At 62.8% G+C, this 25631-nt stretch carries 14 protein-coding genes and 1 pseudogene; 7 read left to right on the forward strand and 8 right to left on the reverse strand.

Going from position 1 to position 25631, the window contains the following annotated elements; translation table 11 throughout:
- Positions 1-98: 98 nt before the first annotated feature.
- On the forward strand, positions 99-3536 hold the full coding sequence (gene pilQ, locus DL240_RS14865) for a type IV pilus secretin PilQ (protein ID WP_158542604.1): 3438 nt from the start codon (positions 99-101) through the stop codon (positions 3534-3536).
- A gap of 110 nt (positions 3537-3646) precedes the next feature.
- Positions 3647-4378, forward strand: coding sequence for a hypothetical protein (locus tag DL240_RS14870; RefSeq protein ID WP_146618321.1), 732 nt, complete (start codon positions 3647-3649; stop codon positions 4376-4378).
- A gap of 480 nt (positions 4379-4858) precedes the next feature.
- Here the strand turns inward: DL240_RS14870 and DL240_RS14880 are convergent, their stop codons facing one another.
- The 4 genes from DL240_RS14880 to epmA form a co-directional block, all read right to left on the reverse strand.
- A complete protein-coding gene (locus tag DL240_RS14880) occupies positions 4859-6589 on the reverse strand; it encodes a carboxypeptidase regulatory-like domain-containing protein (protein ID WP_111730685.1) in 1731 nt (576 codons plus the stop codon).
- 113 nt (positions 6590-6702) lie between these two features.
- The gene (locus DL240_RS14885) at positions 6703-8445 is read right to left on the reverse strand and encodes a DUF6178 family protein (RefSeq protein ID WP_111730686.1); all 1743 of its coding nucleotides are present in this window, start codon (positions 8443-8445) and stop codon (positions 6703-6705) included.
- A gap of 379 nt (positions 8446-8824) precedes the next feature.
- Positions 8825-10450: a lysine--tRNA ligase gene (locus DL240_RS14890; RefSeq protein ID WP_111730687.1), complete on the reverse strand. Its 1626-nt coding sequence runs from the start codon at positions 10448-10450 to the stop codon at positions 8825-8827.
- A gap of 137 nt (positions 10451-10587) precedes the next feature.
- On the reverse strand, positions 10588-11889 hold the full coding sequence (epmA, locus tag DL240_RS14895) for an EF-P lysine aminoacylase EpmA (RefSeq protein WP_158542605.1): 1302 nt from the start codon (positions 11887-11889) through the stop codon (positions 10588-10590).
- A 280-nt stretch (positions 11890-12169) separates the two neighbouring features.
- Between epmA and DL240_RS14900 the strand changes: the two genes are divergently transcribed.
- Entirely contained in the window at positions 12170-13963 is a 1794-nt protein-coding gene (locus tag DL240_RS14900) for an AMP-dependent synthetase/ligase (protein ID WP_111730689.1), read from the forward strand.
- A gap of 296 nt (positions 13964-14259) precedes the next feature.
- On the forward strand, positions 14260-15252 hold the full coding sequence (locus DL240_RS19730) for a hypothetical protein (protein WP_146618322.1): 993 nt from the start codon (positions 14260-14262) through the stop codon (positions 15250-15252).
- Between the two features lie 356 nt (positions 15253-15608).
- Here DL240_RS19730 and DL240_RS14905 read toward each other — a convergent pair whose 3' ends face one another.
- The 3 genes from DL240_RS14905 to DL240_RS14915 form a co-directional block, all read right to left on the reverse strand.
- Positions 15609-16778: a hypothetical protein gene (locus tag DL240_RS14905; protein ID WP_111730690.1), complete on the reverse strand. Its 1170-nt coding sequence runs from the start codon at positions 16776-16778 to the stop codon at positions 15609-15611.
- A 69-nt stretch (positions 16779-16847) separates the two neighbouring features.
- Positions 16848-17129, reverse strand: a complete 282-nt coding sequence (locus DL240_RS14910) for a hypothetical protein (protein WP_111730691.1) — start codon at positions 17127-17129, stop codon at positions 16848-16850.
- Between the two features lie 72 nt (positions 17130-17201).
- Entirely contained in the window at positions 17202-18311 is a 1110-nt protein-coding gene (locus DL240_RS14915; RefSeq protein WP_111730692.1) for a hypothetical protein, read from the reverse strand.
- A 342-nt stretch (positions 18312-18653) separates the two neighbouring features.
- On the opposite strand from DL240_RS14915, the gene DL240_RS20530 reads away from it, so the two are divergent.
- On the forward strand, positions 18654-19376 hold the full coding sequence (locus tag DL240_RS20530; RefSeq protein WP_233497075.1) for a hypothetical protein: 723 nt from the start codon (positions 18654-18656) through the stop codon (positions 19374-19376).
- A 22-nt stretch (positions 19377-19398) separates the two neighbouring features.
- On the opposite strand, the pseudogene DL240_RS20965 reads toward DL240_RS20530, so the two are convergent.
- Positions 19399-19560, reverse strand: a pseudogene (locus DL240_RS20965) (pentapeptide repeat-containing protein); the annotation flags it as partial.
- 89 nt (positions 19561-19649) lie between these two features.
- Between DL240_RS20965 and DL240_RS14930 the strand changes: the two are divergent.
- Entirely contained in the window at positions 19650-21695 is a 2046-nt protein-coding gene (locus tag DL240_RS14930; RefSeq protein WP_111730695.1) for an IgGFc-binding protein, read from the forward strand.
- Positions 21696-21839: 144 nt separating this feature from the next.
- On the forward strand, positions 21840-25586 hold the full coding sequence (locus DL240_RS14935; RefSeq protein WP_111730696.1) for a serine/threonine-protein kinase: 3747 nt from the start codon (positions 21840-21842) through the stop codon (positions 25584-25586).
- Positions 25587-25631 lie beyond the last annotated feature (45 nt).

Here is a 25631-nt window from a genome sequence, read left to right on the forward strand (position 1 = left end):
TGAACGACGTCGATGAACGACGGGGTGTATTCGGTTGGAGCGCTCGCGCGTTTGGCCACGAAGGCATCACCCATGCTGCAATACGCAGGAGTCAGGCTATGAGATGGAAGATACCGGTAGTGATGCTGTGCGCGACTCTGGGCTACGGTGCGCCAGCCCTGGCGCAGACGCCGGCGGCGGTGGCGCAGAGCAGTGAGCTCAACGCGGTCAGCACCTTCTCGGTGGATGAGGCCAGCGATGGCACCTACATCCGCATTGAAGGGAGCCAGGTGGCGACCTTCTCGGTGTTTAAGCTCGACGATCCGCCACGGCTGTTTGTGGACCTCTCCAACAGCGAACTGGCCGGGGAGACGGTCAGCAAGCAGGTCAACAACGGGGTGATCTCGCGGGTGGGGCTCATTGAGTTTGAGGACAGCTTCCAGACGGTGGCCCGCCTGGTCATCGGGTTTGAGGAGAGCGCTCACTACGATGTGCGCACCGAGGGCAGCGATGTGGTGGTCTTTGTCGACGGCGCCGGTCGCCGCGGGCAGGCCAGCGCGGCGGTCGCTCGTCAGGACGGGGCCTCAGCCCAGGAGCTGGAGCGCAGCCGTCAGGCCTATGAGCGTGCCAGTGCCGAGCTGGCCAGCACTCAGCAGGCGCTGAGCCGCGCCCAACAGGAGTTGGCCCAGGCCCGGGCCCAGCGTGAGCAGGCCCGCGGCCAGGAGCGCGAGCGCCTGGAGCAGGAGATCGCCACGCGGACCCGGGCGCTGGAGCAGGCACAGCACCAGGCCAACAGCCGTCAGGCCGAGGCCCAGGCGTTGCGCCAGCAGCTGGCTGCGGTGGAGGCCGAACAGGCCCAGAGCCAGCAGCGTCTGGTCGACGCCCAGCGTCGCGCCGACCAGGCCGAAGCCGAGCGTCAGGAGGCACTGCGCCTGGCCCGTACCAAGGAAGCCGAGGGCGAGCGTGCGCGTCAGCGAGCTCAAGAGCTGGAGGCGGAGCTTCGTAGCACCCAGCAGACGATGGCCAGTGTCAATCAGCAGCGCGAAGGTGCTCAGTCTGAGCTGGGGCGTCTCAGTGAGCAGGTTGAAGCCTCCGAGCGCCGTCTGGTAGCCGAGCGTCGCCAGCTCGAAGAGGCTCGTCGCCGCGAGGCCCAGTTGGAGGCGCAGTTGCAGCAGCTGAGTTCGTCGAGCTCCCAGGCCGATCGCGAGGCGATGGCCCGTTTGCAGGCCGAGCGTCAGCGCCAGCGCGAGTTGCAGGTCGAGGCCCAGGCGCAGGTGGAGCGTGTGCAGCAGGAAGCCGCCCAGGCTCAGCGTGAACTCCAGCGTCTCAACAATGCGCTGGCCCAGCGCGACGCCGAGATCGAGCGTCTGCGCCAGGACGTGCAGCAGGCCCGTCAGGAACAGGCTCGCGAGGTCGCCAGCGCCGATGAGGCCGAACGCGCTCGCCTGCGCGCTCTTAACGAGGCGATCGCCCGGGAAGAGCAGCGCGTGGCGTCGTTGGAGCAGGCCCGCCGCCAGGAAGAAGGGCAGCTGGAGAACCTGCAGGCGCGTCGTTCCCGAGAAGAAGATGGTGTGGCCGCCGTGCGCCAGGAGCGGGAGCGCCTGGAAGACGAGATGGCTCAGGCCCGCCAGGCGCTGGAGGCCGAGCTGACTCAGGCTCGCCGGGCGCTTGAGGCCACCCGTGAAGAGGCCGCGCGCGCGGAAGCCGCTCGTGAAGAAGCTACGCGTGCCGCGGCAGCTCAGGCCGCACGCGCCATCCCCGTGGACCCGAAGAACTCCAACGCGGTGCGTTCGGTACGACTGGAAACCGGTGATGACGGTCGCTCGCGCATCGTCGTGCAGCTTGAGCGCCCCGGTCAGGTGGAGACGACGCAGAGCCGCGATGGCCGTGCCGTCATGATCTTGAATGACGTGGCGCTGCCCGAACACCTGGAGCGCACGCTCGCGGCCGACAGCCAGGGCGGCGCGGTGCGCTTTGTCTCGAGCTTTGTTGATGCCCGCACCAACACCGTGCGCATGGAGGCCGAACTTAACGACGAGGCCCGCGCCGAGTTGAGCCAGCAGGGCAATGAGCTGGTCTGGGAGTTTGCGCCGACCCGTCCGGTGGCCACGCAGCAGCTTGCTGCCGATGCGTCTCCGCGCCGCGTGCGTGCCGGGGAGAGCGTGACCTCGGCCCCGCCGAATTACCCGCGTGTGGTCACCGACCCCTCGCAGGTGAGCTCGGTGCCGGGCATGAGTCGCAAGCGCATTACCATCGATCTGCGCAACGCCGACATTCAGAACGTGCTGCGCCTGGTCGCCACCGAGGGTGGTGTCAACATCATCGCCGGCGACGGGGTCTCCGGGGCGGTGACGATGCGCCTGCGCAACGTGCCGCTGGACCAGGTCTTCCTGAATATTCTTCAGGCGCTGCAGCTCGGGTTTGAGGTGCGTGGCAATGTCATCCGCGTGGCGCCGGCGTCGGTGCTCAGTGAAGAAGAAGCCGCGCGTGCCGAGGCCCGCAGCCGCGCCCAGCGCGTCCAGCCCCTGGAGGTGTTCCTGCTTCCGGTGAACTACGCCACGGCCGATGAACTCGTCGCCCAGGTTCAGGGGCTGCTCAGCCCGCGGGGCAGCGTGTCGGTTGATGAGCGCACGAACACGCTGATCATCAAGGACCTGCGTGAAAACCTGACCTCGATCCGCATGCTGGTAGAGACGCTCGACTCGCAGGTGCCGCAGGTGCTTATTGAGGCGCGCATCGTGGAGACCAGCGACACCTTCAGCCGTCAGATCGGTATTCAGTGGGGTGGCGACATCGGCTTCTCGCAGGGCACCGGTAACCCGACCGGGCTGATCTTCCCCAACGTGCTCGGACTGGCCGGTGGCGCGACCGACGGTCAGACGCCGATTGCCGGTACCTCGTCGAACCCGAACTTCGCGGTGAACCTCCCGGCACCGGTGGGTACCGGGGCCGGTGGTGCTATCGGCCTGACGATGGGGAGCGTGGGTGGGGCGGTGAACCTGAACCTGCGCCTCTCGGCGCTGGAAGAGGCCGGTCACGCCAAGATCGTCAGCGCGCCGCGCATTCTGACGATGGATAACAAAGAGGCCTCGATCTCTCAGGGAACCAGCATTCCGATCAGCGTGGTCGGAGCGGCCGGGGTGCAGACGGTGTTTGTGGATGCGACCCTGGAGCTGACGGTGACCCCGCATGTGACGCCGGATGGCAACATCCGTCTGGCGATTCAGGCGACCAAGAATGAGCCCGACTTCCAGAACACCGGTGCTCGCGGCGACCCCACGATCATCCAGCGCCAGGCGGAGACCGAGCTGCTGATTCCCGATGGAGACACCACGGTCATCGGGGGCATCTACACCCGCAACGCCGGTCATAGTCTCTCGGCGGTGCCCTTCCTGCATCGCATCCCGATTCTGGGCTTCTTCTTCAAGACTCAGTCGGAGAGCGAGCGGCGCTCGGAGCTGCTGATCTTCATCACCCCGCGTATCGTCAATCGCGCCGAATCGCTGGGCGGGATGTCCGCCGGCAGCGTCTCCGGCGAGAGCTGGGACGAGGAGTGAGCGAGATGCAGTGGCGATACCCGTTGGAATTTGAGAGCATGGGGGGAGAGCCCCCCCGGTCGATGCCTTTAGCTGGCGCCGCTGTGCGCCAGGCCCATACGAGGAGATGGATGATGAGGACGCCCATCAAAGTAGCAAGCATGGCCACTGCGGTGCTGGCATTTGGCCTGAGCGGTTGCGTGGAGCAGGACGCCTCGCTGCAGCTAAAAGGAGGGGTGCTGGCCACCGCCAGCGCCGGTGACGCGGCTTGTGAGATGCCGGGAGACTATGAGTCGGCTGTCACGTTTTCTGCGAGAGGTGCCATTGCGGGTGCGGAACTCGCAGAGTTCGGCCAGCCGCTGATTGGCGACACGTACGAAAGCAATTCGCGCAATGTGTTCTATCTGGGGATTGCGTTTCGCAATCGCCTGCCAGACTCGCGCAACGTTGGCGCCACCGGTGGTGGCGGCTCAGGTGGGTTTGAGGGGCTTTACCTCGATCAGAACTCGGTGCTCGTGACCGGAGCTACGGTGAGTGTCCCTCCAGAGCTCAATGATTTTGGTAATTCGGCCGCTGACGTGGACTTTGAACCGGTGCATCGAGACTTCAGTGCGATTGCTGAGAGTGGAGACGGCTCGATTGTCATGCAGCTTCCGCTGATCAAGGGGAACTCCGAGTTGGAGCAGTTCTACGCGTTTGTGGAGTCGGCGGGAGCGCGCGAGATCACCTTTGTGCTCACGGTGCAGCTTGAAGGCGAGACCTTTGCCGGGAACAAGGTGACCTCGAACGTTTATCAGTATCCGGTAACGATCTGCCCGAGCTGCGATGCGGGGACAACCGGGTTGTGCGCGGTGAAGGGATAAAGCTGAAGTCGTCTCCTCGGTGAGACGGAGTGACTCTTTGAAGCCCCCCGGTCGCGATATGCGGCCGGGGGGCTTTTTTGTGTGGAGGGTGACTCCGGGTTCCGGGACTCCCGGTCGGTGGGACTCCCGGTCAGGATGGCTCCGGGTTCCGGGACTCCCGGTCGTAGTGACTCCGGGTTCCGGGACTCCGGGTTCCGGGACTCCCGGTCGTAGTAACTCCGGGTTCCGGGACTCCGGGTTCCGGGACTCCCGGTCGTAGTGACTCCGGGTTCCGGGTTCCGGGACTCCGGGACTCCGGGTTCCGGGACTCCCGGTCGTAGTAACTCCGGGTTCCGGGACTCCCGGTCAGGTGACTCCCGGTCGGGTGACTCCCGGTCCGGGGAAAATATCGTGGTGCGTGAGCGCAACTGCGCTCCTCGGCCCGGCCCGCGCCAAATGCATGAGGGGGAGTTTATACAAACAACGCTGTTGATGTTGGTGTTAGCTGGCGCGAGTCAGGCGTCTTCGGAGAGCGACCAGCATGAACCCCAGGGCACCGAAGAGCGCCGGGATGCCCGGATAGCCCGGCATTGCCTGGCAACCACCGCTTACGCCGGTGGAGGCGCTGAGCAGACTCATCTCACCTTCCTGGGTAGGCCCCGGTGGTCGGGGGGATGGCGTATCGGAGTCGGAGCCAGGAGAGGTTTCGGTGTCGGAAGGGATCCCGACATCGCCTGGATCGCCGGAGTCGTTGGAGTCACCGGCATCCGAGGGTTCTTCCGGATTGGGAGAAGGGTCACGCTCCAGGCGAATGCTCCCCCAGTTGGTGACGCCGGACACCAGATCTTTGTCGCGTGATGCGCTTAAATACCCCGGCGCGGTGGCTTCGATGGTGACCATGGTTTCGGAGAGCAGTACGGCTTCAAAGGTGTAGACGCCGTTGGCGCCGGAGGTGGTCTGCTGGCCATCACTCAGAGTGACGGTGGCGCCGGCGATGACGCTGTCGATGATGTTGTCGGGATCTTCGTACACGTAGCCCGTCAGGCGCACTGCCGGATCGCTGTTGGCAGCGCTCAGGGTGCGCAGTTCCGTGTTGGGCTGGTAGTGCACCAAAAGCCAGGTGTAGTCGCGGCCGTGTCCGGCCCAGGAGATCGCACCCCACTGGCAGATCCCCCGCACCAGGCAGCGGTCCGAGCCCGGGACATTGGGGTTGTCCTCGTGGGCGGCGCAGCTGCCGTGGCCGCACCAGGACCCGGCGCAGGCGTCGGTCGGCGGCTGATCGGGGACGAGGGCGCTCTGGTAGGCCGGGCGCGAGCCGTGGCGTCCGCAGCTGGCCGCGTATTCGTACTTGTCGATGGTGCTGGTTTCGCCGCGTTTCACCATGATTAGTTCGCTGACGGCCTCGGCTGCGTCCGTGGTGATCGTCAGGCGTTGGTCGTCGTAGCGCTGGTTGCAGGCGGTGTCGTCGATATGAAACCAGGTGTAGTTATGAGGGGGAAGTGCGCGATTGAGTTCGCGGCGGTTGCCCGGGCCGTAGCGCAATACGAACCAGAGCCCGTAGCTACGCGCGGCGATGGCAAAGGCCTTGTAGACCTCGCTGGCGCCGGGCAACGAGCGGAATACGCCGATCTCAGGAGGGAGCACGCCTTTGACGTACTCATCAAGGGTCATCTCGTTGATGGCCACGATCGGGTTTGACGCGTCGGTGCATCCCTGACGTCCGGTGGGATCGCTGCGCCGACCCACCCGGATGATGGGAGGTTGGGAGGGGGGGATTTCATAAAAGGTGCTGGCCAGGCTGGGGTTGTTGCCCAGCAGGCGCCAGAGCTCCATCGGACCTGCCGGATCGTTGATGCGCCCGGAGAAGCTCGGAAGTCCCACGGGAAAGGTTGTCGCCGTGGCGCCACGGTCATGGAACTCGGAGGTGTAGACGTGAGCGCGGGCCGGCCGTACCTGGGGGACGCGTTGATGGACCAGACGGCTGGCGTGGATTTCGCCAAAGACGGGGGCTGCGATGGAGAGTTCGTAGACGCCCTCCGGGAGGTCGAAGGTCCAGCGACCGTGGGCATCGGTGGTGGTGCGCTCTCCCAGTCCGAGCACCTCGATGGTCGCGCCTGCAATGGGCGTGTCCGTCCAGCCGTCGGCCAAACGCCCGCTCAGCTCCCCGGCGCTGGCGGCGGGGAGGTAGACCATCATGACCAGGGCAACCAGGGCGACGAAGAGCGCACGCATGGGCTATCTCCCTTCCGCGTAGAGGGACGAGGGTGTCGGTGAAACGTCGTAGAGTCACCTACACCCTAGCATATCGGAAATAAGATTCGCCAATCTCCGGGCGCCAGGGAGGCTCAGGTGGCTGCTACGAGCACCAGCCCGGTGTAGGGAGCGATGCCGATGAAGTCGGTAACCGGAGCGAGTTCGCTCTCCAGCAGGGCCAGCATATCTCGCAACCAGCGCGTGGCCAGACCGCTGGTGGCCGGGGGGAGTTCCACCAAAATCGGCCCGATCACTGGTTCGAAATATCCGATGGGATCATCGCCCCAGGGGCGTTCTCGCAGACGCTGCGGGAGGAGGCGAAGTTCGTCTTCGTGGAGTCCTCGGACCCAGGTTTCGCCCGTGAGCAGGTGGGTTGCCAGGGCGGTGGCAAAGAACGCGTCGAAGCTTACTTCGTCGGGCTCGTTGGCGATCTTGTCGTTGTAGAGCAGGGCGGCCAGGTCTTCGACCCGGTGACGGGTGACCCCGAAGAGCCAGAGCTGCTTAAACGCCAGCATGCCGATACGCAGGGCGGCCTGATCGATCTGGGGCTGCGTGTGGAAGATATCGAAGGTGTCGCGATCGGCGGCGTAGGTCGGGCGCACTGCGTTCAGGCCTTCGAAGAGCGCCTCCTCATCGGGGTTGAGGAGCGAATAGGGGAGCTCCTCGACCAGGGTGAGCGTGGGGCGTTGCGCCAGCTGTGCGGCCTTGAGTTGGAGGTTGCGGGTCAGGGAGTAGCCAACCTGAAAGAGCTGACGCAGGGGCACGCTGTGAAGCGCGCGCCCCGCGCGATCCGTGTCACTGCGCGAGACAAACTCCAGTCCCAGACTCAGATAGCCACCGGTGCGGCGAACGACTTCGCGGCCGGTTTCGATTTCGCCGGGTTCGATGCCGTCGGCGATCATGGTCCGGTTGTTGAGCGCGGTAAGTTCGGCGGCGATCCGCTCCATGAGGGCTTCGTCGTCGAGTTGATCGACGATCTTGAAGAAGAAAAGACGCTCATCGAGGTTGTCGACCAGCACCTGCGGTACTTCCAGGCTCTCCGGGGGAGTGAGATGGACCTTGGCCTGAAGCTCCCCCTTGTCCCAGCGCTCGCGAAAACGAACCGGGTTGAGGTAGGCATACACGTCCAGCGCCTCGGTGCGGGCCACGTAGCCAAACTCCTCCAGGCGGCTGGTGCGCCACTGCAGGGCCATCTCCTCCATCTGCGAGGTCAACTCCCAGCGCACGGCTTCAAAGAGGGTCCAGGCCATGGCCGGATCCACCTCGTAGAGGCGCTTGACAGTGGCGCGCATCAGCGCGGCGATGTCTTCGTCATCGGTATAGACCAGCGCGTAGGCGTTATCCGGGCTCAATTCCACATTGTCCGGGAGATGATCGGGGATGCCTTCATCGGGGTCGAGCACCTCGACGGCCAGGATGTGCTCTTTGAAAAAGAGGCTGATAACCTCCGGATCGAGCTCGCGGATGACTTTTTTAAGGTGATGATCGTCGGACTCGGCGACCAGCACGGCCATCCAGGTGGCCATTCTCTTGCCGACTAAGTGGTCGCCCTCCCAGCAATCCAGGTCGATGATAACCTGAAGTTGTTCGGGGCTGGCGTAGGGGACCAGGTCGACGCCCTGATCAAAGCCCGCTTCTTTGATCAGCCGGAAGAGGCTGTGCGGGTTGAGCGAGGGGATGAAGCCTTCGGCATCGGGGCGGTCCAGGATGGCCTGAATCTGCTCCACGGGATTTCCCGGGCCCAGAGAAGAGTCCTGTCGTGCGATGAGGGCTCGGGCAATCGCGGGCGCGGAGGAGGGCGTTTTCAGCTGCACGATCTTATCGTCACTGCTCATGGTTCGACCTGTAGGATGGGGCGCAAAGGGTGCGGCTGGATGGCTTTCGGTCCGAAGGTTTTTGGGACCAAAAGACTCCCGGCCCGTGCAACCGGGAGTCAGGTCAACATGACCGGGAGTCAGGAAACTCCCGTTCTAAAAAGACTCCCGGTCAAGGTGTCCGGGAGTCAGGAAACTCCCGGTAAAAAGACTCCCGGTCAAGGTGTCCGGGAGTCAGGAAACTCCCGGTAAAAAGACTCCCGGTCAAGGTGTCCGGGAGTCAGGAAACTCCCGGTAAAAAGACTCCCGGTCAAGGTGTCCGGGAGTCAGGGGCCATGTGACCGGTATTACGAATGTCGGGTTGCCCGGGATTCTGCGTATCATCGGGGGCAGCATGACTTCATGGCGCCTGTTGGGCTTTCTTCTGAGCGATACGCTCGTCGATAAGAGCCACCGTCTCTTTTACGCCGTAGAGATGGATGAAGGTGCCCAGGCGAGGCCCACGATCCTGTCCGATAAGCATGCGATACATGGCGCGAAACCACTTACCCAGCGCCACGCCGTGATCTTTACCGGCGGAGTAGGTCGCTGATTGGAGCTCCTCGGGATCGCTGCCCTGATAGTTGACCAGGAACTCGCGAAGCTGTTCCAGGCTGGGCATCATCTCGTCGCCCGGGAGCTCGTACTCTTTGGTCGGAACGATGAAGTCCCGGTAGTAGCGCCCGGCGCGCTCGATCATGTCGTCAATGATCGCTTCGTCGTCTTTGGAATGGGCGTCGTAGCGGCGCAGGTAGTCCCAGATGATGTCTTTGTCGTCGGTGTTCAGGACGCTGACCAGGTTAAGAATCATGGAGTAGGTCAGGTCGCTTTCAAAGCCCACCGCCTCGCCGGCATCGAGTTTATCGTATTCGATGAAGGTGATGGGGTTGTTGAGCCGGTCGTTCTCATCGTCGGTCAGGCCGAAGTTGTGACGGGCCTGCAGATGGTCGTCGGTGGAGCGGGGGATGACGTCAAAATGGAGTTTTTTGGCTTTGACCGGGTTCTGGAAGATGAACCAGCTCAAGCTCTCCAGCGTGCCGTATTGCAGCCACTCGTCGATAGTCAGACCGCTGCCCACGCTCTTGGAGATCTTGGCGCCATTTTCATCCAGAAAGAGCTCATAGAACATGCCGGCGGGGGGCTCGCCGCCGAGCACCCGCACGATCTTCGAGGAGAGGGTTGCCGACTCGATCAGATCTTTGCCGTACATTTCGTAGTCAACGCCAAGCACGTACCAGCGCATCGCCCAGTCGACTTTCCAACCTACTTTGACGTTGCCATCGGTCACCGGGACGGTGTCGTGGTTGCCGCAGGACTCAATGCCGCGGAAGGATTTGTCGCAGGCATAGGAGACGGTGCCGGCCTCCGGGTTCACCGCGGTGATGCGGGTGGTGTAGACCTTTCCGCACTGGCGACAGATGGGAAAGAAGGGGCTCCAGTCCTCGCGCTTGTCCTTGCTAAGCGTCGGCGTGATGACCTGGCGAACTTCGTCGTAGCACTCCAGGATGCGAGTCAGGCCGGGGTTGAAGACGCCGCTGCGGTACTGCTGGCTCGATGAGACGAAGTCGTACTCAAAACCGAAGCTGTCGAGAAACCCGCGCAGCCGGGCGTTCATGTAGCCCGAGAAGCTGTCTTCCTCACCGTAGGGATCGGGGATATCGCATAGCGGCTTGCCCAGGTGCGAGGCGACCAACTCCTGGTTGGGCACGTTCTGCGGCACTTTGCGCAGCCCGTCGAGGTCGTCGCTGAAGGCGACCAGGCGAGTGGGGCGTCCGGTCAGGTGCTCGTAGGCCTTGCGCACCCAGGTGGTGCGAGCGACCTCGGCGAAGGTGCCGATATGCGGCAGACCGCTGGGACCGAAGCCGGTTTCAAAGAGCGTGGGTTTATCGCCGGAGTCGTCGCTGGCAGGTTTTTTTTCATCGCGCTCCACAATTTTCTGGGCTTCGCGGTAGGGCCAGGCTTTGAGCTCTTCGGGCAACTCACTCATCGTGTGCTCTCGGTGGTACGGGTTAGGCCAGGTTGTTCTGGGGGAAATACAAGGAAGGCGCCCGCGCCAAAGGCTGCGGGCGGCGGCACTTTAGTGGTGCCGATACGACAATGCAACTGCCTGCAGGGAGCGCAAACTTAAGGCCAGTCCACGAGTTCGCCAGCGCTATTTCGCCACAGGGAGAAGGGCGCGACGTCGCGAATGGAGCGGGTGCCGAGCTTAAGCATCAGCAGGCGATCTACGCCCAGGGCTACGCCGGAAGAGGGTGGCATTCCGTATTCGAGGGCTTCCAGGAAGGCGTCCGGCATGGGCAGTGCCGGCAGGCCGCGGGCACGGCGAGCGGCCTGATCTTCGGCGAAGCGCCGACGTTGTTCGACCGGGTCGGTGAGTTCTCCGAAACCGTTGGCAAGTTCGACGCCGTCGACATAGAGCTCAAAGCGCTGGGCAGTGCGGGGGTCCGTTTCGGAGCGCCTGGCAAGTACGGCCAGCGGGGCGGGCCAGTCGGTGACGAAGACGGCGCCCAGGGTCTCCAGGAGAGGGTCGATATGTTCGACGACCAGGGCGAAGAAGAGCTCGTCCCATTGCCGGACGGCGGTCAGGTGGGGCGGCAGAAGATTAAGGCGGTGAACCACCGTGCGAAGCGACTCAAAATCCAGGTGCTCCAGGATGTCGAAGCCGCAGGCCTGGTCAACGAGTTCCTGCATGGTGATGCGGTGAATGGGCGAGGTGATGGGGCGCGCGCTGTGCTCGTCGAGGGTCTGTCGGACCAGGGCTTCGACGTCGGCGATGATGGCATCCAGGGGCTCCCAGGCGCGGTACCACTCCAGGAGGCTGAATTCGGGGTTATGGCGAGGGGTGACTTCGCCATCGCGCCAGACGTGGGTGAGCTGGTAGATGCGCTCGGCGCCCTCGCAGAGGAGGCGCTTCATGCTGAGTTCGGGCGAAGTATGTAAGAAGCCCGGGGAACTCCGGTGGGGGCCCTCCAGGTGGAGAGGGGCGGCGAGCGGGGAGAGGTGCACGTCGGTTCCCGGGGCGCGAACCCAGGCGGGGGTTTCGACCTCCAGGAAGTCGTGCGTGAAGAAGAAGTGGCGGGCGCGTTGGTTGAAGGTCGCGCGGGCGTTGAGGGCGCGACCAAGCGAGGTTGTGCGTTGGCGCGAGAGTCGGGTTGACGCGATGGTGGGGCGGGTGATGACCTTCCAGGATGTGACGCGAATTTGGTTGCCCTCGCGCAAGCCACAGAGCTCGACCAGGGCGTGATTGTCGTCGTCGGTCGGGGGACTCCCGGTCAGGTGACTCCCGGTCAGGCGACTCCCGGTCAGGTGACTCCCGGTCAGGTGACTCCCGGTCAGGTGACTCCCGGTCAGGTGACTCCCGGTCGCGAAATCGACTTCGTACTCGCAGTGCAGGTTACGCAGGCGCCACGTATCTTTTTGTTGCACGAGTCTTCCACGGGTCCGTACAGTGGAGTCACTCGAAAGTCGGTCAAGGCGTTGAGATTCAGTCATGATGGGGTACGCTGTGGGCCACGGTTTACAAGCGGCTGAGCATCTCGGGGATGCCTTGCACGCCTGCGTCAGGCGGGCTAGATTGGCGCGTCAAGAGCTGTTTGTCGAACGGTTAAAATCAACAAGCCGTGGTCGCTGTTGGCCACGCACGCTGCGGTAGTGACCTTGCCGAGAGCGTCGAGTGCTAACACGCCTTACGAACCTGGAGTGATCGATGGCCAAAGAGTTCAAGAACCTCGTGGAGATTTTGGAGCACAGCGTGTCGACCTATAAGTCGTCACCGCTCTTCGGCACCAAGACCGGAGGGGCCTATAAATGGATGACCTACGGGGAGTTCGGCGTTCAGGTCGAGCAGTTCCGCGGGGCGTTGGCCGATATGGGCGTCCAGAAAGGTGATACGGTGGCGGTCATCGCCAATAACCGTGTGGAATGGGCCGTGGGGGCTTATGCGACCTATAGCCTGGGCGGGCGCTACTGCCCGATGTACGAGGCCCAGCTGGTCAAGGACTGGACCTACATCCTGCGTGACAGTGGGGCGAAGGTGGTTCTGGTCGCCAATCAGATGATCTACGACCAGGTCAAGCCGCTGCTCGACGAGCTCGATACCCTGGAGCGTGTGATTTATTGCGACGGGCCGCGGGATTCCGAGGACAGTTTTCAGACCCTGCTCGATCACGGGGCCAAAAATCCGGCTGAAGTCGTCTATCCGCAGGAGGACGACATCTGTGGGTTTATCTACACATCGGGTACGACCGGTGATCCCAAAGGCGTGCTGCTCAGCCATAGCAACATTATGAGCAACGTAAATGGCGTGCATCAACTTCTGGAAATTGGCCCCGACGATGTGAGCCTCTCCTTTTTGCCCTGGGCACATAGTTTCGGGCAGGTTGTGGAGTTGCATTGCCTCCTGTCGATGGGAGCCGCGCTCGGGATTGCCGAGAACGTCAACACTATCATCGAGAACCTTGCTGAGGTCCGCCCGACCCTGCTTTTTGCCGTGCCGCGAATTTTTAACCGCATCTATAACGGGGTGCAGCAGAAAATGGAGGCGGCCGGTGGCATCAAGCAGCTCCTCTTTACAAGAGGGATGGCGAACTCCGAGGAACTGCGTGCCGTACGTGAGCGCGGAGAGTCGGGCGGGCTGACCGCGATGATGAACAAATTCTACGATAAGCTGGTCTTTTCCAAGGTACGCGAGCGCTTCGGGGGCCGCCTGAAGTACGCTTTCAGCGGAGGAGCCGCGCTTAGCCCCGAGGTGGCACGCTTTATTGATAACCTCAATATCATGGTCTACGAGGGTTACGGCCTGACTGAGACTTCTCCGATTGCAACCTGCAACTATCCGGACAACCGCAAGATCGGCAGCGTAGGAAGGCCGATTCCCGGTGTGTCCGTGACGGTTGCGGACGTGGAGGGATACCCCTCGGGAACCGGAGAAATCTGTGTGAAGGGGCCGAATGTGATGAAGGGCTACCACAACCTTCCCGAGCAGACTGCCAAGGTGCTCGATGAAGACGGAACCTTCCACACCGGCGATCTGGGCCGCGTGGATGAAGATGGCTACGTCTGGATTCTCGGACGGGTCAAAGAACAGTACAAGCTGGAGAACGGTAAGTACGTTGTACCCGGTCCGATTGAGGAGCAGCTCAAGCTCTCCCCCTATGTCAACCAGGTGATGGTGGAGGGCACGAACAAGGCCTACAATGTGGCGTTGATTGTGGTCGACCTGGAGAACCTGGGCACCTGGGCAGATAATAATGGGGTATCGCGCGATGAACTCTTGACCCATCCAAAGGTCAAGGAGCTCTATCGCAAAGAGATCGAGCGGGTCAGCTCGACGCTCAAGGGCTATGAGCGGCCGAAACGCTTTGCGTTGATCGAAGAAGAGTTCAGTGCGGAGAACGATATGCTTACGCCGAAACTCAGCGTGAAGCGTCGAGTGGTGTTGGCGCGTTACGGAGAGTTGCTCAACAGTCTTTACAACGATGAGAAGACGGCTGCTGCCTGAGTTTAAGTCGTGTAGGCAGGCGGAACAGCCTGTTTAATTCCGCGTAGTACAAAGCCCCGTCAGCCCTTGAGCTACGGGGCTTTTTTGTATTCGACGAGGAGTATTTCTCAAAACCTGGTCAGGGGACTCCCGGCCAGGGGACTCCCGGCCAGGGGACTCCCGGTCAGGGGACTCCCGGTCAGGGGACTCCCGGTCAGTGCGAGCAACTTTTTGAGCGCACATCAGCAACATCTGGGACAAACACGCGACAATAGGAGGGCAACGAGTTGAATCGTCTCGCACCCAGGAGCGACTTGATGACCCGTCCTCGCCAACACCTCGCCGGCCAGGTTGTTTTGTTTACTCGTCGTACATCTGAGCGCCGCTATTTTCTCCGACCTGACAAGTTTATTAACGACGCGATGGCCTACGATCTCGCTCGCGCGGCACTTCGGCACGGCCAGAAACTACATGCGGCGATGGCCATGTCGAACCACTTCCATGCCGTGTTTACTGACGAAACTGGAGAACGGAGCGAGATGGCGCGTGATGCATTGGCCAGTATCGCTCGCGCGAGAAACAAAGACCTCGGGCGGAAAGGGCACTTCTGGGAGTCTGGAACGTATGGCGACTGTGTGCTTCTTGATACAAACGCGATCGAGCGAATGCTCGTGTACACTTGGGCTAATCCGGTGCGAGCAGGGCTGGTGTCTCGCGTGGATGAGTGGCCGGGTTATATGATTAGGCCCCGTGATTGGGGAAAGACCATTCGTGTGTACCGGCCTTCAAACTACTATGGTGATGAGTCGCCGGAGTTCATCGATTTTACGCCCCAACCGCCTCCAGGGTATGAAGAGTGGCCACTAGAAGAGACGATTGCGCATTATGAGCGGCTGATTGCACGCGCCGAGACCGAAATTCATGCCGAACGCGTCAGAGATAATTGGCCGCCTTTTCTCGGTGTCGACAAAGTGTTGATGACAGATTCTTTCTCGGCGCCCGGTACGCCGGATAGTGATTCTAAAGTAAATCCCGAGTTCGCGACGTTGGATCCCGTTCTGTTGAAACGGGCGAGGAAAGCGAGAAAGGCATTTTATGAAGACTATGCGCAGCAGCGGCGGCGTTGGAAACGCGGGAAAGCACGGTGTATCTTTCCGCCGGGGACGATCTGGCTTAGGCGTCATGGTCCAGTAAAGTGCAGGAAAACGCCCAGTGATGCGCCATCCATTCAGATTGTGCGAATCGCAAAGATACGGGTACAGAAATCAGGCGAGCGACAACGGGCATTGATTGGAGTCAACTCGGCGTAGTTGAAGAAGACGTTCGGGCCGAGATAGTATTAAGTGTGAGTCTGGACTCAATAGATTGCGGGCGCACTTAGTTAAGCTGCCGGCCTGATGGTTATGGTGTCTGGCCGGAGCAATACCAGCCCAGGGAGGGGCCGGTTTGCTAGTGATAGGGCCTGTGCAGATAAACTGGCGATCGCAGTTTAGAAAGCGCTTGAACACTAACAAGCAAAGAAGGCCGGGCCGGCCTTCGAACTTCAAAGACTCGGACAAATGATAGACGATACCTTATAGTGTCGAACATCTTTTCGAACGATGGACTCCGGGGCATTTAACTCCCGGTCCTTTGTCTATAGAGCAGGCAAGTCGGTCTGTTCCTGCTACATTGATGCGAGAGCTGAACGGAGATCTACTTTGAGCATGTTGGCTTGATTGATGTCGTCTCGCTCTGATGAACTGAGTTCAGATTCGCCGAAAAGGTCAGCGCGATCGAGCGCGCTTGAACTACGCGCAAGCATGGAAAGGGATTGCTGTTGCTTCTCCTGTTGCGCATCGCTGATATCGGCTCGTGATACAGATCGTTCTGGGTTGAAACGACCTTCCGGGGTGATAACGAGTTGAGCATCAACCTCACCAAGGCAGAGCGTTTCAATGATCTCTGCAAGTCCTCCCAGGTGGGGCGGAATTCCGAGGTAGAGCAATGTAGTCTGCCTGGTCGAATGGGTAGAGGCCAGGTGGGTGTTGAGCAACTCAACGAGCTCTCGTAGCCCCCACTGAGTAGCGGCCTCTTGGGGGGCGGATACCTGTCGGAACTCCTGTAAGACTGGAAGGCAAAGAACGTTGAGTACTTCCGCGTGCCGGCCTCGTTGAGCTGCTCCGAGAGCTACTGCAACCCGTAACGCGCTGACTTGCTGATCCGGGGTCTTGCCTGGGGCAATGAGAGTGTGAGCGTCGGAAAATACGGAGGCCGCATCCAGCACATAGAGCTCCGGTGACTCCTCAGATAACGCCCGCCTTATATGCGAGGCCAGAGAGGTAAAGAGCGCCGATGGGTGATCTGGGGAGTCTTGCGTATCGATGACAAGATTGAGTCCGCCGCGTACGACCGGAGCGATAGTATCCACCGCGTCGAGGCCCAGGAATAGCGGTGGTCTTTCGCCCTGAAGCTCGGTTAGCGTCGGAGCGTAGGGCCAGATGCGTGCGATGCCTTCCGACTCGGGAACCACAATCGCGTGACCGGGAGTCCCCTGACCGGGAGTCCCCTGACCGGGAGTCAGGTTAATCGCCGATGTCTGGTAGCTTCGCTCAACGGCTAGTCCCGCCTCCACCCAGCTTGGCCAGTACGGAGCCCATAGTTCTACACGACGAGCCCCCAGGTGGCGGACCACTGCTGCGTAAACGCGCTCATGTTGTGGATGTAGGATCGCTACAGCTTCTCCTGGGGACGGGACTTCATCCCCCAGATACGCCTGCCAGCCCTCCCGAGTCCTGACTTCCAGATTGGGCTCGGGCTTCTGGTATGCGTTCAGCTCTCCAAGCTCTTCCTTCATGCTTTTTCTCCCCTGCCTCTTTTTCCCGGCGAAAAGGCAGATCTGGGCAGTGCGCGCGGAATCGCGGGCCTACAGCCCTGTCTCATCGTGGCGCGTAAAGTCGATGGTCCAGCCAAACTCACCGATCAGCTCTTCAGCGACGATCTCCAGCGCACGGAGCTCGGAGTGCGAGATGCTGCCGACTGCCACAAAATCACGAAACGCCCCCTGGTCGGGGGCGTTCCAGAAGTGCGCAGCCTCGGCGGTCTCCACCCGGAGCCCCTGTACCGTAGCTCCCAGGGCGTTTAACTCAGATTGAAGGTGGCTCAGATCGACGTTGCGGCGATCGGCCCGCACGCTCCAGGTAGGCATCGCAATCTCCAGAGCCGGACAAAACGAGACGAGCCCCCGCTCGGGATAGGGGCGAGACAGGGGCTCTGCAGATTAATCTTCGTCTTCCTCAAGCTCTTCCATCAACTCGGCAGCCAGGTCCTCTTCGGTGGCCACCTCGCCACGTTCCCGGCGCTCCAGTCGATCCTCGGCCCACTCTCGAAGGCTCTTGGCTTTGTCATCAAGCGCCTGACGCAAGAAGTCCAGTCCGAGGTACTTCTCGCCCAGGATATAGGCCCGTTTGCGCACGGCGGTGTCCGGCAGGTCGGCGGCTTTGCGCAGAAGTCCCAGACGAGTCTCCTCGGGGATGTCTTTCCACTGCTCGTCGAGCAGGTCGAGCGCACCGCTGGCAACCTGGTCGCCGCCGTGGCCGCGGACCGTATTGGGCTTGAGCAGGCGCTTGAGCAGTTCCATGGAGTCTTTACCCAGGCGGGCCAGCCAGACTACCGAGAGACGACGCACACCGCCGGGAAGGAAGCGAATGCTGAGTCGATCCTGCTCTTGGGCAGTGGTCTCAATCGGGTGCTGATACTCGCCACGGGGGAAGGGAATGGCGTGCTCGACAACAATCTGACAGACCTCGCGCTTGAGACTCTTGTTGAGCGCGTTGAGTTGCATCAGATGATCGAAGATCACTCGCCCCTGGTCGCCGATGGCTTCTTTCGCGGTCAGGATCATCAGCACGAGCTCAATCATCTGCTCGCGACGAATCTGCGGGTCGCGGAAAATGCCATCACAGGCCGGCATGATAAGCGAGGCATCTTCGACGTAGTTGTCGGTCAGACGCGGCAGCCAGATAAGTCCCTTGCGCAGCCCCAGGTAATCGTCGTGGCTCAAGAGCCCGGCACCGGCCAGCCAGGCCGAGAGCTGAAAGATGCCCGGCCCAGGCTCCTGCCCCTGCTCCAGATGCATGTTGATCTGGAGCACCGCGTGGCTGAGTTTTTCTTTCACGTGCGGTGAGATGCCCTCGGCGGCCACCACCCGCTGGGCGAAGAGGCCCAGGTAATAGGGGTACTGGAGGTAGCGCCACAGGCGCTCCTCGTTTCCGGAGCCGCCAGGATAATCCGTGCTGTTGGAGAGCGCCGCGGTCGCCATTTCGATCAACCGGGGGATCTCCTCGTCGGTGGCATCAAGGTGACGTTGGAGGAAAATCGTAGTGTTCAAGGGGCGTCCTATCGGTTACGAGGTTGGGGAGCATGTCGCTGCCGGGCCCGCCTCAAGTAGTGCCTGCGTCTAAGATTCTGGCCCGCGCCGGATACAACGGCCTCCCCGGGCTGATTATTCGAGCGACGAGGGTAGGCAGCACGGTCCTGAAATACCGGGGCCAGAGAGCAGGCTCCGATAGCACGCCTGCCGGCGCCTGACAACCGGGGCGACTCGGGCTACTCTGAGGGTGATGACGGTGAGCGCTGCCGGAAGATGGCGGGCAGCCGTCATGTTGGTAGCGCGTAGGTTGGGTTTTTAGGAGGTACATCCGGCCGTGTGTCGCGGTCGCGGAGAGGTCTGATGCAGAACGACGATAACCAGGAGCGCTCGCCGGTCGATGTTGAAGACGTCGATGTTGACGCTGCCCTTGATGAACTCCGGGCCGAGGAGCACCGCCGGCTCTTGCGAACCGGTGTGCTCAGTCTGGTGATTCTGGCGGTTCTGGGGTTTGTGGCCTGGTGGATGGTCACCAATACAGACACCCTGTTTAGGCCTAATATCAAGGTTGAGGCGGGCGAGGAGGAGGTGCTCGCGGTGACAAATGATCCGGTCTGTCGTGGGATCATTGATGAGGTTACCCTCATGGCCGAGGAGTATCAGGCTCGTGAGCGCTTTATGGAAGACCATGTTCTGGGCGCCGATCCTAAAAGTGTCGATCAGGTGCGCGAGACGGCTACCGCGTTTCGCTCACGCCATCGCAGCGTTGCCGAGCGCGTGGATAGCGCGGTGTTGCGAGAGCGTTCATTTCGCCGACAGCTCAACGACTGGTTCGGCTTTATGGACAACGAGTTTCGTATCCTCGAAGAGATGGCAGATCGCCAGCTTAAGCTCCTCCGCGATGAAGACGTTCCCGAACCTCAAGGGCTCTGGACTGACATGCCAGCGTTGCGCGACCGCGTGCTGCTGACCATCGACGATAATTTCCAGTCGTTTCGGGTCTGGCATCAGGTCGGACTGCATCCATGCGGACCGGCTCCCGAAGGGGTGGAGCCCTGGGTGCCGTCGGAGAAAGTGAAAAAGTAGGGAAGGGACTCCCGGTCATGTGACTCCCGGTCATGCGACTCCCGGTCATGTGACTCCCGGTCATGTGACTCCCGGTCATGTGACTCCCGGTCATGTGACTCCCGGTCATGCGACTCCCGGTCATGCGACTCCCGGTCATGTGACTCCCGGTCATGTGACTCCCGGTCATGTGACTCCCGGTCATGACATGCTTTGTGCGCGATGATGCGCTAGGGTGGGCTTGTTACGGCTCACCACTTCGCGCGCTCGGCGCGCCCTGCTGTAGGACCCGGTATGCTCCCCCGGAGATCGCTCGCGCTGCTCGCTTTTGCCTTCTACGCACTCTCTGCCTGCGACGACGTCGCTCAGGCCCCAGATGACGTCGATGCGCAACGACCCGACGGGCCTGATGTCGCCTTTGCCTGCACCCCTGGTGAGATTCTGGGGTGTCCGGGACCCGAGAGCCCCTCACGTGAGGTCTGCGCCGAAGACGGCGCGAGCACTCGGCTTGTGGAGTGTCCGGCGAGTTCGCTTTGTCGCGAGGGCGCGTGTGTGGAGGTGAACTGTCGGCCCAATACCCGTCGATGCGTCTCGGAGAGCCAGCCTCAGGTCTGCCGACCCGAAGGCGATGATTACGCCTTTGAGAACGCCGAAGCCTGTGCCCCGGGCACCCGCTGCCAGCGGGGGGTGTGCCTGAACCGCTGCCAACTCGCCGAGCAGACCAGCTCGTATATCGGTTGCGAGTACTGGGCGGTGGAGCTTGAAAACTCCGAACTCTACCAGAGTGAGACAGGCGCGATCCTCGACGATGAGGACGAGCGTGCTCCATTTGCGGTGGTCCTGGCCAATACCGACCCCCTTATCAGCGCGCGGATCAGCGTGTGGGCGGCTCCCGAGGAGCATGCTCAGTTTGTGACCTCTCGCGAGGTCATCCCCGGGCGAGAGTTTCCTGGTGAGGAGCGCGTCACCGTCTATTCAGAAGTTGTCGATGCGGATGGCGGGCGGGTGGGGCAGCCGCTGAGCGGGCCCATCGATCAGGTGGAACTTCCTCCCAACAGCACCATGACCCTGCTCCTGCCCAACCGCACCATCCCGCGGCGCGCCACCTCCATTCGGCCCTTCGCCTATCGGGTGGTCTCGTCGGAGCCGGTGGTTGCCTATCAGTTCAATCCTTTCTGCTGTAATTACAACTACACCAATGACGCCAGCCTGCTCCTTCCCCGGGGCGCACTCACCGAAAATTACATGTATCTGGGGCAGACCGTGTGGGCCAATGCCTCCACGGAGAGCTTGTCTGTGCCCCGGCCCGCCACGCTCAGCGTCATCGCGCTCGACGAGGAGACTGACGTTACGGTGCAGCTGCGCGCGCCGGCCGATGCCGACAAAACCTACGACGACCTGATCTTCGCCATCACCGAGCCCGAACGCGTCTCCGGGCCCGATGAGAGCGGTCGCATTACTTTTACCTTGCAGCCCTTTGAGGTCTTCAACCTGGGGGGGCGCGGGGTTGGGCCCGTCGAAGATTTGAGCGGGGCGCGGGTGGAGGCCTCCAAGCCGGTCTCGGTGTTTAGCGGGCACAGCTGCGCCAATGTGCCCTACACCTGGTCGGCCTGCGATCACCTGGAGAGTCAGCTCTTTCCGCTGGAGACCTGGGGGACCATCTTTATTGCCTCGCCACTTAAACTTCGAAATCCCGATCCTCCGGCGGGCTCTCGCGAGGCCACCTACTGGAAGTTCGTGGCCAGCGAAAATGACACCCTGATTCAGACCGGTATGGATCTGCGACCGCCTGCCGTCTTGCAGCCCTCCGGCGAGTCGGTGCCGGGCTGCGCGAGCTTCTCCAGCGCTCCGGCCACCGGCAGCTTCGTGCTCAATGCCGGCGAGAGCTGTGAATTTGGTACCCGGCACATGTTCCGCGTGTTGGCCAGCCGTCCGATCGCGGTGGGGGCCTTTTTGAGTGGGCAGAACACCGTGTATGAGCAGGTCAACTGGGAGGATCGCGCCGGGGATCCGAGCTTCTTCCTCTTGCCCCCCGAGGAGCAGTATCGCACCGACTACTCCTTTCTGGCGCCACCGACCTATTTTCAGAGCTACGCGATGGTCACCATGGCCCCCGGCTTCACCCTTACGCTTAACGGCGAAGAGATCGACCCGATGGCATTCGACGCCGAGATCATGGACGACAACAGTCGCATGCGCGCGCATATCCCGCTGGAGCCCGGTCCTCAGACCATTGAGAGCCTGGTGCCGCTGGGGCTGGTGGTCTACGGCTACGACAACTACGTCTCCTATGCCTACACCGGCGGACTGAACCTGACCAAACTCAACGTGCTCGACTGAGTGCACCGGTCGTCGGGGGGGGCTCCATCGTAACTCTTCGTGACGACTTCGTCGGGGATGCATCATCGGGTTTGACCCCGGGCGCGCTTCGCGATAGACGGCGCTCGCCAGAACCCCTCCGGTTATTTTCAGGACCCAGCCTCTATGTACTCCGACGATCCGCAACATTCGACCTCTCCTCAGATCGTCGATGGGCGCTATCGCCTCGATGTGCTGCTCAGTGAGGGGGGCGTGGGTACGATCTGGCGGGCGCAGGACCTGGTCGCCCGGCGCCCGGTTGCCCTGAAGCTGCTCAAGCCGGAGGTGGCCACGTTGCCCCACCTGCGCCGGCGCTTCTCCCGCGAGGCCCGCGCCGCCAGTCGCCTGATGCATCCCAATGTGGCCGCGGTTCACGACCATGGGGTCGATCCCGATGGTCGCATGTTCATCGCCATGGAACTGCTGGAGGGGTTGGTCGTCACCGATCTTATCCGTCAGGGGCTCTCGTTGGCGCTGATTCTGGAGCTTACGGACCAGCTCCTGGCCGGGCTCGCACACGCGCATGCCCGCGGCGTGATCCACCGTGACTTAAAGCCTTCCAACCTCATGGTCGTCGGCGCCTCGATCCCGGAGCGGCTGGGAACGCTCAAACTGGTGGATTTTGGCATCGCCACGGTGCTTACCGACGCCGACCCGCGGGAGACGGCGCATGGCGAGGTGGTGGGGACGCCGCGCTATATGAGCCCGGAGCAGGCCGCCGGCGAACGGGCTCTGACCCCGCGGACCGATCTCTACAATGTGGGGCTGATTCTCTACGAATTGATGTGCGGACGTCCGCCTTTTGCTCAGGAGCGGGGACTGGCGGTGATGGCGATGCACGTGCATGACCCGATTCCGCCGATGGTTGCGCGCTCCGGCTTGCCCCTTCCGGTGGCGCTGGAGGCCTTTGTGTCACGTGCGCTGGCGAAGTCCCCGGCGCGGCGCTGGCCCTCGGCCGGGGAGATGCGCGTGCAGCTTAAGGCCCTGCAGGCCGAGTTGGCCGGTGATCCGCTCATTCACACCTTTCCTCCGGCGCTGGCCGGTGATGTCAGCGCTGAGGGGCAGCTCCCGGTGACGCTGGAGGAGAGCATCGTGGGTCGACGTCGCTCCGGTGCGCTTCGCGATCCGCTGCCCCCCCCGGTGCCGAGCAGCCCGAGCCCCGAGTTCCCGACCGCGGAGCAGGCCGATCTCCAGGCGCTTAATGCCGGGGTCGCCGGCATTAAACAACTTCCCTTTGTTGGGCGCCCCCGGGAGCGACAGCACCTCCAGGAGATCGCCGGTGCCGTGCGAGAGACCCAGCGCGGCCAGATCATTTTGATGGAGGGAGAGGCCGGCGTGGGCAAAACTCGCCTCACGATGTGGCTCAAGGAGCAGGCCGAAGAACGGGGGATTTTGCACGGACATATCGGCGCCTTCACCCGGGGCGGCACCGAGGGGTTACGCGGGCTTCAGGAAGTGCTCGACAGCGTCTTTGGCACCCGCGGTCAGCCCCGCGCCGAAGTTCAGACGCGGGTGAGCGCCTGGCTCGCCAGGTGGGGGCATGATGATGGCATCGATGCGCGCATCCTGGCGGATTTTATGCGGCCGGCCGGACCGCATAGCGCGGTGCGCGAGACGCCGGCCGCGGTCGCGCCGACCACCCTCTTTGCCACCATCCTTCGCGTGTTGGAGCGGGCGGCCACCCGCCGCCCGCGGCTCATCATTTTGGACGACGTGCACTGGGCGGGGCGAGAGCTGGGAGATTTTCTGGATTTTCTGGCCGTGGAGCTGCGTCACCGCGCGATCCCGCTGATGGTGATCTGCACGATTCGCTCCGAGGACATGAGTGAGAACCCCGCGTTGGAGCGCCGGTTTCATGCCCTGAATCGCTATGTCGGGGAGTCGGTTGAGCGAATGAAACTGGGCCGTCTGGCACCGGACAGCGGTTACGAACTTATTCGCCTGATGCTCCCGGTCGATGAACGCTTAACCCGGGTGATCTTTGAGCGCTCCGGCGGCAACCCCCTGCACCTGGTGCTCTTGCTGCGCTACCTGCGAGACGAAGGGCTGATCCGACGCGATGGCGAGCGTTGGGCCACGGCCGATGTGGACGCAGTGCGCGAGGCGGTGCCGCCCAGTCTGGGCGGGCTCTTTGAGGTGCGCCTCCAGCAGATCGAAGCCCGCTACCACCGTCAGGGCCAGCTCGGGGAACTCTTGCGGCGCGCGGCGATTGCCGGGCCGCGCTTTACCTACGAGGTGCTCCGGTCGATGATCGAGCGCGAGGGCGACGCCGAGCGCCTGCGTTGGTTTGACGAGGACCTCGATCATCTCCTGAGCGAGGGCGTGCTCATTGAGAGCCACGGGCGTCGCGAGGACTGGTACGCGTTTAGTCACGGGCTCTTGCGCGACTATTTTCTTCGCCAGATCGGTGGCGCGTTTCGCGCGCGACGCCTGCACCGCATGGCCGCCCTGGCCCGCGAAGAGGTGTACGCGGAGCGCGTCGATGCGTATGCCGCCGAGATCGCGGCGCACTGGCATGCCGCCCGCGAACTGGAACGCGCGCTGGGCTGGTACATGCGCGCCGGGCGCACAGCCTCGGGAGCGGCCATGCTGCGCCAGGCCGCCGGAGCCTACAGCCAGGCGCTGTTGATCATGGACGAGCTGCTGGGGCTTGATACCGCCTCGGAGCCCCCCGGGTTGGCGCGTCTGGATGCCCGCGCGCGGGAGCTGGGCCTGAGCGGCGCCGATTACGTCGATACGCTGATGCGCCTGGGAGATCTTTACGAGGGGTTCGGTGAGTTTCCCGACGCCGAGGGATGCTACCGTCGGGTGGTGCGTCTGGTGGGCCCCAGTGATGCGCCGGATGCCCGTGCGCTCACCGCGCTGGCCGGGAGTTGGCTGGGGCTGGGGCACATCGCCTGGCAGCGTGGAGACTTTGAGGCCGCCCACTGGGCGTTTCGACGGGTGCGCGATGAGGTTGCCACGCGCGCGGAGCTCGCGCCGATGCGTGACCATGCCTCTCGCGGCCTGGCGCGGGTGGCCTGGCATCGCGGCAGCTACCCCGAGGCCGTGGCGCTGGCCCGGGAGGCGTTGCTGGGTGCTCAGGCCCGCGGCGATGACGCCGGCGTGGCCCGATCGTTGTGGATCCTGGGGGAGGTCGCCCGCATTCAGGGCGATGGGGAGCAGGCCCGTGAACTCTACGGGCGCTCGATGGCCATGAGTCAGCGCGCGGAGCAACCTGTTGAGATCGCCCGCAACCTCTTGAGCCTGGCGCAGCTGGCGCGCTTTCAAAAGACCTTCGATGAGGCCGAGGAACTCTATCAGCGTGCGTTGCGACGCTACGAGGCCCTGGGAGATCGCCGCGGGGCCGGTCAGTGTTACAACGGCCTGGGCGACGTGGCCCGCTTTCGCGACAGCTACGACGCGGCACGTCGCTTCTACGACCGGGCGCTGGCCACCTACCAGAGCATCGGCGCGGAGCTCGATGTGGCGCTGGTGTACACCAACCTGGGGCTGACCTCGATCGCACTCAACGATTACGCCGCGGCCTGCGACTACCTGCTGGCCGCCCGCGAGCGGGTGGCCCACGAGGAATACCCCTATTTGCAGGCCGGCGTGGAGTACAACCTGGCGCTGGTGCGCGCGTTGCGGGGCGAAGACGAGGATGGCGAATCGATGGGACGCGTGCTCGAGCTTTCGGCGCGCTTCCCGGTTCCGGATCTCGACTACGCGCAGCCCCTGGAGCGTCTGGCTCGGCTTCGCGCCGAGGCCGGCCACGCCGCGGAGGCCCGCGCCCTGTGGCAGCGCGCCCGCGACATCTACCGGGAGCTGGAGCTGGAGGGCGATCGCGCCCGCGTGGAGGCCCTGATCGACGAACGCGCCTCCACCTCCTGAGGCGAAACCTCGGGAGGCGACAGGCGCGTGTGGTGGATCGATGCT

This window comes from Lujinxingia litoralis (assembly GCF_003260125.1).
Classification (GTDB): domain Bacteria; phylum Myxococcota_A; class Bradymonadia; order Bradymonadales; family Bradymonadaceae; genus Lujinxingia; species Lujinxingia litoralis.

What these genes read in the sequence shown, in the direction of transcription:
- pilQ (WP_158542604.1), top strand. Translation starts at nt 99, where the DNA reads ATGAGATGGAAGATACCGGTAGTGATGCTGTGCGCGACTCTGGGCTAC.
- DL240_RS14870 (WP_146618321.1), top strand. Translation starts at nt 3,647, where the DNA reads ATGATGAGGACGCCCATCAAAGTAGCAAGCATGGCCACTGCGGTGCTG.
- DL240_RS14880 (WP_111730685.1), bottom strand. Translation starts at nt 6,589, where the DNA reads ATGCGTGCGCTCTTCGTCGCCCTGGTTGCCCTGGTCATGATGGTCTAC.
- DL240_RS14885 (WP_111730686.1), bottom strand. Translation starts at nt 8,445, where the DNA reads ATGAGCAGTGACGATAAGATCGTGCAGCTGAAAACGCCCTCCTCCGCG.
- DL240_RS14890 (WP_111730687.1), bottom strand. Translation starts at nt 10,450, where the DNA reads ATGAGTGAGTTGCCCGAAGAGCTCAAAGCCTGGCCCTACCGCGAAGCC.
- DL240_RS14900 (WP_111730689.1), top strand. Translation starts at nt 12,170, where the DNA reads ATGGCCAAAGAGTTCAAGAACCTCGTGGAGATTTTGGAGCACAGCGTG.
- DL240_RS19730 (WP_146618322.1), top strand. Translation starts at nt 14,260, where the DNA reads ATGACCCGTCCTCGCCAACACCTCGCCGGCCAGGTTGTTTTGTTTACT.
- DL240_RS14905 (WP_111730690.1), bottom strand. Translation starts at nt 16,778, where the DNA reads ATGAAGGAAGAGCTTGGAGAGCTGAACGCATACCAGAAGCCCGAGCCC.
- DL240_RS14910 (WP_111730691.1), bottom strand. Translation starts at nt 17,129, where the DNA reads ATGCCTACCTGGAGCGTGCGGGCCGATCGCCGCAACGTCGATCTGAGC.
- DL240_RS20530 (WP_233497075.1), top strand. Translation starts at nt 18,654, where the DNA reads ATGCAGAACGACGATAACCAGGAGCGCTCGCCGGTCGATGTTGAAGAC.
- DL240_RS14930 (WP_111730695.1), top strand. Translation starts at nt 19,650, where the DNA reads ATGCTCCCCCGGAGATCGCTCGCGCTGCTCGCTTTTGCCTTCTACGCA.
- DL240_RS14935 (WP_111730696.1), top strand. Translation starts at nt 21,840, where the DNA reads ATGTACTCCGACGATCCGCAACATTCGACCTCTCCTCAGATCGTCGAT.